Source organism: Acidisoma sp. 7E03, from assembly GCF_054665075.1.
In genome coordinates, this window is the sequence record NZ_BAAFHE010000033.1 from 1 (window position 1) to 8,711 (window position 8,711).

Consider the following 8,711-nt stretch of genomic DNA (forward strand, 5'->3'; position numbering starts at 1 on the left):
TCGAGAGCGTCGAAGCCTTTCTCTACGCCGCTGCCACCGTCATCCTGCTGCGACGGCTGGCCCGTTGATCTATCGATTCGAAATGGCCTCTCAGATGCTTGAGGTCATTTGCGAGAGCGCTGTCGCCTCACCGCTCATTGTCTATAAGCGGGACATGCTCGAGCGGCGGGATTTCTCGCCCGCTTTTACCATTGAGCAGATGATCAAAGATTTCGATCTTCTGGTGGATGCTGCGCGGGACGAGCGCGTGCCGGTTTTCCTGACCGGCCTCATTCGCCAGCAGTATGAGGCGGCGCGTGCGCGCGGGCAGGGGGGGAAGGACTTTTTCGTGTTGCTGCAGGAATATGAAGCCATGGCCGGCTTGGATCGGCAAGCCTTGGCCGGCTAGTGATGCGGTAGAGCAGCGATGAAGGATCTGGAATGTCTTCGCATCCTGGACTTTCTCGATCAGCTTCGGATTCCCTGGCGGGACGCGTTTCCGCAGGCCGATAATGATCTTGATTGGCGGGTGCTCCATCATCTCTTCGCTGCTCACACCCGGGGTGATCTCGTTACCATATCGAGCCTCGCACAAGCCGGCTACGCGCCCTACACAACCGCTTTGCGACGGATCGAAGAGCTGATCGCTCAGGGGCTCATCGTTCGCGTGCCGCGCAGCAAGACGGGCAAGTCCTTTGCGCTTCAGCCGAGTGCTCAACTCAGGAAGGATTTTGAGCGCTATCTTTTGCAGGTGAAGCGGGTGGTAGCCGAAACCCTCGGAAGCCGAGACCCCGGAGAGGCGAGTGATGACTACTACTTTGGCGCCCCTGCGGCGGGGAGCCTCGCCTGGCCCGCTTCGATGCGACGGTCGAGCCAGGCGCGCCGTTTCGATCTCCGTTTCCTCCTCGCCGAGGACAATTACTTCGTCGCAATGCAGAACATGTGGGCAGATCTGCGCACGAGCTTCGGATCCCGGCGAGACTTCACGCTCGCGCGGCTTCCGCAACTTTATCAACTGGCCCTCGAGAATGCACAGCGGCCGGTTTCGCAATACGATATCGTGGCGATCAACATTCCATGGATGGGGGAGTTCGCCTCACGCGGCTATATTCGCCCAGTCGGCGAGGTCGTCCGGGCGGCCGGACTCGATCCTACGGAGTTTCACGCTGACTTCTGGGCGACCGGCCAGTGGCGCGGCAAGCAGTATGGCGTTCCGATCTACTGTACCATCGAAACCCTCGCCCTTCGTCGTGATCTGTTCGAGGAGGCGGCCCTTCCTTTCCCGGCGACCTTCGATCAGGTGTTATCGGCGGGCCGTGCGCTGCATGCACCGGCTCACGGGCGCTATGGGATCACGTGGAACGCCGCGCGTGGCATGCCGATCGCGGCAAGCTTCCTCTTCCTTCTCGGAGACTGTGGAAGCTTTCTTCTCGAACGGTCGGCGGCGCGGGAAGTGGGCCCGGCGCGGCCGCGTATCGATATCACGGCGGGTCTGCGCGTCCTCGACTACATGCACCAGCTCGTCGAAATTTCGCCGCCAGGCGTAACGGAATTCGATTGGGAAACGAGCCTCGACACGTTCCTCACAGGCCATGCTGCCATGACCTATTGTTGGAGCATGCGAGCGGCGCGCTTCGAATATGACACGCGATCTAAAGTTTCGCGCAAGGTCGAATACCTGCCGCACCCGGCAGGTCCGCAAGGGTGCGCGACCGCGCCCATCGGCGGCTTCGTGCTCTGCGTACCGACGAATCTGCCCGAGGAACGGATGCGCCTTGCGGTGGACGCGATCGCCTGGATCACTTCGCCGGATACGGTGCGGGATCATCTGAAAAGTGGGCTTCCGATTCGGCCACGCTTCAGCGTGATATCCGATCCCGAGGTGATGCGGAGCTCGCCTATCGTCAACTTCGTCGAACGGGTGGCCAGGCGGGATTTGCTCGATGGATGGCAGCGTCCCCCGATCCCTGAATACGTCGCGGTAGAGACAATTCTAGGCAACGAACTTCACGACGCACTGACGGGTCGCACCAGCGACCGGGCTGCGCTGATGAGCGCACAGCGCCAGATCGATGCGCTGTTCCGCAAGACTCAAACGAAAGTCGCCTGACCGGCATCGGACGAGAAAAGGGAGGCAAGGCATGGAACCGATCAATGTGGCCCTGGTGGGTCTCGGATGGTGGGGACGCAAGATTGCGGTCACACTCCAGGATAATCCACTGATCAGGATCGCGCGGGCGGTCGAAGTCAATGCCACGGCAGCCGAGAGCTTCAAGGCGGCGCATTCGATTCCCGCCAGCGCTCGGCTAGAGGACGCGCTGAGTGACCCTGCAATCGACGCGGTGCTTCTGATCACCCCCCATAACCTGCATGAGGAGCAGATCGCCGCGGTCGTTCAGGCCGGCAAGCATGTTTTCTGCGAGAAGCCTTTAGCGCTCACACGTGCGGGAGCGGAGCGCGCGGTCGCCCTCTGCCGCGAGGCCGGGGTGGTCCTCGGGATGGGCCACGAGCGGCGGTTCGAACCGCCCATCGCAGAGATGTTGGCTCTCGCTGCCGAAGGCAAACTTGGCCGGCTGCTTCAGATCGAGGCGAACTTCAGCCATGACAAGTTTCTGACCCTTGATCGCGGCAACTGGCGGCTGAAGCCTGAGCAGGCGCCGGCCGGCGGCATGACCGCCACAGGCATCCACCTCACCGATCTCGCGATCAAGCTGATGGGTCCCGCCAAGGACGTTACCGTCAGTTGTGAAGCGCTCGCCTCCGACCTTCCGTCGGGCGACACGATGAGCGCCTATGTGCGCTTCACGGGTGGTGGCACGGCTTATATTTCAGCCACGCTCGCAACACCGTTTTTCTCGCGATTTGCCGTTTTCGGCACCGAGGGTTGGATCGATGTTCGGGACCGGGCGCATGTCGAGGCACCGGATGGCTGGGTGGTCACCAAGGGCATGAAAGGCGCGCCCATCTCCGTGGAGGAGGTCGGCAAGGCGGAGCCTGTCATCGCCAACTTCGAAGCTTTTGCCCGTGCCGTCCGAGGCGCGGCAGCCTACCCGATTACCGGTTCTGAGATGATCGACAACATCGCTCTGCTGGAGGCGATTGTACGCGGTTCGGTTTCCGGCCGGCGCGAAGGCATTCCCACCGGAGAGAGGAACGCAGCATGAAGGCCCTTATCTTCGAGAAGCCAGACCATCCTGTGGTGCGCGAGGTGGACATGCCGCGGATCACCGAGAACGAGGTGTTGCTGCGCCTTCGGGCCGTCGGCATTTGCCATTCGGATTACGAGTTGCTTGCTGGACGCTACATCATTCCAATCAGCTATCCCGTCACACCTGGGCACGAATGGTGCGGTGAGATCGTGGAAGTCGGGCGCAATGTTCGGAACTTCGCCCCCGGTGAGCGGGTCGTGGGCGAATGTGTGGTCCGCTTGCCTGACAGGGTTTACCATTTCGGCTTCTCTTTGGACGGGGCGGACCGTGAATATTTCGTCGCCCGACCGGAGTGGCTGCACAAGCTTCCCGATACGATCGACGACGGCACGGCTTCGTTGATCGAACCATTCACCTGCGGTTTCTATGCCGTGCGTCGGGCCGGAGGGACGGACGCGAGCGAGACGGTCGTGGTGTCTGGGGGCGGCACGATCGGGCTAGTCTCTGCCGCTGCCGCCATCGGCATGGGGGCCAGGGTCATCGTGATCGATCCGTTGCCCCATCGCCGCGCCGCGGCCATGAAACTCGGCGCGGCTGAAGTGGTGGATCCGGCTATCGGGAAGACCGTTGAGACGATCATGCAGATGACAGGGGGGCGTGGGGCGGATGTCGTGGTGGAAGCATCCGGGCATGATGCCTCGCTCGGCGTCGTGTTCGATCTTGTGCGGGAGGAGGGGCGCGTCTCGATGGTGGGGATCAACATCGGGCGGCCCGTCACCGCGCATTTGGGCAATATCCAGATGCGGAACTTGACGATCCGTGGATGTATAGGCTCTCCCGGCGTTTGGCCGGATACGATTCGATTTCTGGAGCGTACGAAGCTCGATCTGTCGGCGATTCGCACGCATGAGTTTCCGCTCGCCAACAGCTTAGAAGCCTTCCAGCTCGGCGCTCAGGCGGACAAGTGCATCAAGGTGACGTTGCTCAACGCGTGAGAGGGGAGGTCGGAGATGCAGCGTCTTTCTGATCGCGTGATCCTCGTGACCGGCGGGGCTTCGGGACTGGGAGAGGGAATCGCTCGGCGACTGGCCGCCGACGGCGGACGTATCGTCATCGCCGATCTCAATGGAGAGCGTGCGAGAGCGCTAGCGGAGGCTCTCGTTCAAGAGGGCGGCGAAGCCATGGGTGTTGCCGTCGATGTCGCGGAGCGAGGCCAGATGCGCGTGATGGTCGAGGCAGTCGTGGCGCGCTTCGGAGGCATAGATGTGCTGTTCAACAACGCGGGCTTCAACAAACCGCTGCCGTTCCTGGACGTGGATGAGGCGAACTTCAACGCCATCATGCGCGTCAACGCGCTTGGCGTCATGATCGGCATGCAGGAGGTTGGCCGTGAGATGAAGAGGCGTGGCCTGGGCGGCAAGATCATCAACACGGCCTCGATTGCCGGCCGCCAAGGCTATGCGGAGTTCGCGCCTTACTGTGCGAGCAAGGCGGCCGTCATTTCGCTGACGCAGGCGGGGGCGCGCGAATTCGCGCCCCACAAGATCACCGTGAATGCCATCGCACCGGGCGTGGTGGTGACGCCGCTTTGGGAGGGACTGGAGCGGGACATGATCGAGAAGGGCGTCATCAAGGAAAAGGGCGAGTTCATCGAGTCGTTTTCTGCCGGAATTCTCTTGGGACGGCCGGCGACACCGGCAGATCTCACGGGTCTCTGCGCGTTTCTTGCCTCGGCGGATTCCGATTATCTGACGGGTCAGGTCGTCATGTGCGACGGTGGCATGGTGCTCGTGTAGTCGTCGGGTCACGGAGACTGCGGTCAAATTTGGGGCCGGGTCGGCGGTTGTCAGCGGGCACATGGTCACGGGCTATGGTTTCTTCTCCGGTAGCGAGGCGCCGCATGTGGTGCATTGGATTGGCCAACACATCCGTGTTGCGGCGACTGCCGATGCGGATCCCTTCTTGCGCGCCGCTCAGTCCTCGTCCTGCCACCTCCGCAGGTCGGTTTGGTCATGATAGGCCATGCGAGCGGGGGTCGTGATGAATTCCATCGTCGTGCCCCATGGCATGCGGCAGTAGCAGACCTTGTTTCCAGGACCTTTCTCGGTTGCATAGGGAATAGGGCGTGGGGGCGTGAGAGGAGTTCCACCGGCCCTTTGAAAGCGCTCCACTGATGCGTCGATATCGTCGGTGTAGAGAGCGAAATGCGTGATGCCGAAGTCGCTCGCCCGAATCGGTTGGGTCTGTTCGGGGCCGTGCATTTCGAAGAGCTCGATATCGGCTCCGGTTCCGATCTTGACCATCGCCTGTGCACGCACGACCGTTCCAGGGACGGCGCCCACGGCCTGCTCGAATTCGGGGCCCTGCCGCGGAGGATCCTGCGGTCCGAAGGACTGATAAATCACCTGGCCGCCGAAGGCTTCGAGCAGGAATGATTTTGCTGCTTCGATGTCGGGCACGGTGATCCCGATATGGTTGATGCCGCGAATAACAGATACGGTCATGACACTTCTCTTTTCCTATCTCGTCGATCAAACACGTTCGGTGCGGGTGCAGCGTTTCAACGCGCCTTCAGGAATTCGATCAGAGCAGCCGCCACTTCATAAGGTCGTTCGTCGGCAACATAGTGGCTGCAATGGGCAATCGAACCGCCCGTCACATTGATCGCGAACTCCTTGAGCATCGGAACCATGAGCGCACCGAAGCGCTGATCCCCACCGAGAGCGAGCACCGGTATCTCGAGTGGCCGCTTCTTGTAGTCGAGCGCGGCCGCATGGTCGCGGTCGAGGGTACGATACCATTCCATACCGCCGCGGATGCGGCCCGGAAGCGCCATCGCCTTCGCATAGATCGCGATGTTTGCCGGATCGAAGGTGCTGTGATCGTAGAACCGTTCGGCCATGAAGGCGGACACGTAGTCGTATTCGCGGCCATGGATCAGACGCTCGGGCAGATCCCGGTTCATATGGAAACCGAGGTGCCAAAGCCTTGCGGTCATCGCTTCCCAGCCGGTCCAGCCAGGAAGCGGAACATCCAGAACGGCCAAGTGAGTCACGTCCTGCCGATAGATGGCGGTCTGCGCCAAGGCGACCATGCCACCGATGTCATGGCCGCACACGGCATAGCGTTGATGCCCGAGGGCCGCCATGATCTCATGCGCGTCACGCGCCATCGTTGCTTTGTCGTAGCCGTCGAGCGGACAATCAGAAAAGCCTGCGCCCCGCAGATCCATGGCCACTATGCTGAAATGCTCGGCGAGCAGGGGCATCACACGGTGCCATTCCCACCATGTTTCAGGCCAGCCATGGAGCAGCAGGATCGGGGGCCCCGAGCCTCCCGTGACGGCGTTGATCTTGATGCCATTGACTGGCAGCAGCTGTTGGGTGAAGCCCTTCAAGGCCGCGATCATGATCGCTTTCCATTCAACGTTGACGGTTACAGGGAGCGCGCGACGAGCGCTCAGGCCTGGCTGAAATCGGTTGCGATGGTGATGTCGCGCCAGGCATCGATGTCCCTGCGGAAGGACGCCAGCTTTCCCTCAGCGATCGAATGCGCGATCGGACCGAGCGGCAGATGAAGCGGGGCGTTTTCGGCGTCGACTGCCTTCAGGATCACCGCCACCGCCTTGTCGGGATCGCCCGCCTGACGGCCATCGTTGGTTTCCCGATAGGGCTTGCGCGAGCTTGCGGCGTATTCCGGCATCTCCTTGGCAGCCATAATGATTGATCGGCCTAAGAAATCGGTGCGAAAGGGCCCCGGTTCGACGATGAGCACGCGGATTCCGAAGGGCTTCAGTTCGCTTGCCAGCGCCTCGGACAGGCCTTCCACGCCGAATTTGGCGGCATTGTAATAGCCGCTTCCTGCCCCACCCGCGATGCCTGCGCCGGACGACATGTTGACGATCGTTCCGCCCGAACGTCTCAGGATGGGTAAGGCAGCTCTGGTTGTCTCGATGAGACCGAAAACGTTGACCTCGAACATCGGCCGGTATTCTTCGGGCGTTCCTTCCTCGATTGCGCTGAACAGTCCGTAGCCGGCATTGTTTACGAGCACGTCAATTCCACCGAAGGTCTTCTCCGCCCGTGCGACCGCTGCCTGCGCTGCCGCCGCATCGGTCACATCCAGCGGCAGAGTGATCATACGGCCACCAAAAGGCTCCGCCAGTTCAACGATCGTCTCGGCCTTCCGCGCGGTCGCCACCACCTGATCGCCGCGCTGTGCTGCCGCACGGGCCAGCCGCTGGCCAAAGCCGCTCGAGCATCCTGTGATGAACCAGGTTTTCATTGCGTTATCTCCGTGTGGGTTTCAGACAATGCCGAACTGTCGTCGCCATGCGCCGTAGTCTCGGCCATGATCCGGCTCGAACATCATGGCCTGCCGTGACCAAATTCAGAGCCATGGTTGACCCCAGACCGCCGAGCCCAATGAATCCGATCTGCATGGTCCAACTCCTGTTTTTTGATGCGAGCTTCGCGTGGGGCGAAACGCAGGCGGTGGCAGGAATCTACTTGTTTATCTTTGTTCTTGAATGGGCATAAATGTACATTCAATGTTCATTTTTGTACGGTGGCGGCGGTGGAATGGAGTGACCTCAGAATTTTTCTTGCTGTTGCGCGGTCCGGTACGCTCGGCAGCGCCGCACGTTCCCTTCAGACCAGCCATCCGACCGTCGGCAGGCGCCTCCGCGCACTTGAGGAAGCGATCGGTCACACGCTCTTCCAGCGCACGGCCGACGGGCTTGTTCTGACGGAGGAGGGCCATGGGATTATCGCTCTCGCGGAGCAGATGGAAGAAAGTGTGCTTACCATGGAACGGAGGCTTGCAGGCCAGGAGCAGAGCCTCAAAGGGAGCCTGCGCATTTCCTCCGCCGATTGGTTCGGAGCTTACGTTCTGCCTCCCATTCTTGCGGAGTTCTCTCAGTCCTATCCGAATGTCGACGTCGAGATTCTGACGGGCACGCGTTTGTTCAACCTTGCCCAACGGGAGGCCGATGTCGCTTTCCGGATCGTTCCGTTCGATACTGCCGATGTGGTCCAGCGGCGGCTTCTCAGGCTCGAATACAGGGTCTACATCGCTGAAGAAGCGGCCGATCCGAGATATGGTGATGGAGCGGGCTGCCGGCTCATCACGCACGACACGTCGACGGGGCGGTTCCCCGATATCGACTGGCTCGTTGCAAGTTTTCCCAACGCGAAAACAGTCCTGCGATCGAACAACCGCAACGTCCAGGCGCGGATGTGCAGGCAGGGCGTCGGGATCGCCGTGCTGCCGCGCGTCGTCGGCGATCAGGTCCCCGGCATCCGCAGATTGGAGCTGCCGGTGCAGCCTCCGGCTCGGGATATCTGGATGGGATATCACCGAGACCTGCGACGTCTTCAGCGTTTGCGCGCGTTCATCTCGACCATATCCCGACACCTTGTGAGTGCGGGCGCGTGGTAAAAAACTTGAAGATGAGTCGCCGAGTCCCGACTACTCCAAGGTGGATGAAGTTGAACCGCACCGGGTTTCCCGGAGGCCATTTGGTTTAAGTTACGCGGCTAAGGACATGGCCTCAAGGCTGGCATAGTAGCGTGCTTCGGCCTC

The 8,711-nt window shown here is 61.2% G+C and carries 10 protein-coding genes; 6 read left to right on the forward strand and 4 right to left on the reverse strand.

All coding sequences use genetic code 11. The features are described from left to right. The 5 genes from ACYQ6W_RS22240 to ACYQ6W_RS22260 all read left to right on the forward strand — a co-directional run. Positions 1–388, forward strand: a 388-nt coding sequence (locus ACYQ6W_RS22240; protein WP_459678438.1) for an NAD-binding protein, incomplete at its 5' end; no start/stop codon positions are given. Positions 389–406: 18 nt separating this feature from the next. Beyond that, positions 407–2,089 carry an extracellular solute-binding protein gene (locus tag ACYQ6W_RS22245; RefSeq protein WP_459678440.1) on the forward strand — a complete coding sequence of 561 codons (1,683 nt, stop codon included), beginning with the start codon at positions 407–409 and terminating at the stop codon, positions 2,087–2,089. 31 nt (positions 2,090–2,120) lie between these two features. Further along, the gene (locus tag ACYQ6W_RS22250; protein ID WP_459678441.1) at positions 2,121–3,143 is read left to right on the forward strand and encodes a Gfo/Idh/MocA family protein; all 1,023 of its coding nucleotides are present in this window, start codon (positions 2,121–2,123) and stop codon (positions 3,141–3,143) included. Beyond that, complete coding sequence (locus ACYQ6W_RS22255; RefSeq protein WP_459678443.1) at positions 3,140–4,123, forward strand: zinc-dependent alcohol dehydrogenase; 984 nt, start codon at positions 3,140–3,142, stop codon at positions 4,121–4,123. Before ACYQ6W_RS22250 ends, ACYQ6W_RS22255 begins: the two co-directional genes overlap by 4 nt. A gap of 15 nt (positions 4,124–4,138) precedes the next feature. Next, positions 4,139–4,924, forward strand: a complete 786-nt coding sequence (locus tag ACYQ6W_RS22260) for an SDR family NAD(P)-dependent oxidoreductase (RefSeq protein WP_459678445.1) — start codon at positions 4,139–4,141, stop codon at positions 4,922–4,924. Positions 4,925–5,101: 177 nt separating this feature from the next. Here the strand turns inward: ACYQ6W_RS22260 and ACYQ6W_RS22265 are convergent, their stop codons facing one another. From ACYQ6W_RS22265 to ACYQ6W_RS22280, 4 genes are read right to left on the reverse strand one after another with little or no spacing between them, the layout of a single operon-like run. Next, the gene (locus ACYQ6W_RS22265) at positions 5,102–5,632 is read right to left on the reverse strand and encodes a VOC family protein (RefSeq protein ID WP_459678447.1); all 531 of its coding nucleotides are present in this window, start codon (positions 5,630–5,632) and stop codon (positions 5,102–5,104) included. A 56-nt stretch (positions 5,633–5,688) separates the two neighbouring features. Next, positions 5,689–6,537, reverse strand: coding sequence for an alpha/beta fold hydrolase (locus ACYQ6W_RS22270; protein ID WP_459678448.1), 849 nt, complete (start codon positions 6,535–6,537; stop codon positions 5,689–5,691). 50 nt (positions 6,538–6,587) lie between these two features. Next, positions 6,588–7,412, reverse strand: a complete 825-nt coding sequence (locus tag ACYQ6W_RS22275; RefSeq protein WP_459678450.1) for an oxidoreductase — start codon at positions 7,410–7,412, stop codon at positions 6,588–6,590. Positions 7,413–7,416: 4 nt separating this feature from the next. Further along, positions 7,417–7,569, reverse strand: a complete 153-nt coding sequence (locus ACYQ6W_RS22280; RefSeq protein WP_459678451.1) for an NAD(P)-binding domain-containing protein — start codon at positions 7,567–7,569, stop codon at positions 7,417–7,419. A 125-nt stretch (positions 7,570–7,694) separates the two neighbouring features. Here ACYQ6W_RS22280 and ACYQ6W_RS22285 point away from each other — a divergent pair, with 125 nt between their 5' ends. Continuing rightward, on the forward strand, positions 7,695–8,567 hold the full coding sequence (locus ACYQ6W_RS22285; protein WP_459678453.1) for a LysR family transcriptional regulator: 873 nt from the start codon (positions 7,695–7,697) through the stop codon (positions 8,565–8,567). Positions 8,568–8,711 lie beyond the last annotated feature (144 nt).